General features: G+C 44.4%; 1 pseudogene. It reads right to left on the minus strand.

Annotated elements, in window-relative coordinates:
- Positions 1–99: 99 nt before the first annotated feature.
- Positions 100–279 (minus strand): annotated as a pseudogene (locus RMT89_RS42610) (allophanate hydrolase); the annotation flags it as partial.

Below are 279 nucleotides of genomic sequence, written 5' to 3' on the forward strand. Positions count from 1 at the left end.
GACCTTTTATGTCGCGTATTATTATGGTCTCCAGCAATTTCGTAGTAGCGATTAGCAATGAAGCTAACGATATGACTGGATATAAAGTTGGTTAAACCGCTAGATCAACGTTTCAGTGTACTTTCGCCAGCCACCGGTATGCGTGATGTCACGCTGTCCTTCAACTAGATATGGTTCACCTAGTACGCCTAGGACTTCACTACCGTCGGCAAGAATAACTTTACCGATTGAAAGGCCAGCAGGCTCATTCATAAGAACATTGGCAAAAGCTTCCATCGG

This window comes from Streptomyces sp. P17 (assembly GCF_032436805.1).
In the GTDB taxonomy this organism is placed as follows: Bacteria; Actinomycetota; Actinomycetes; order Streptomycetales; family Streptomycetaceae; genus Streptomyces.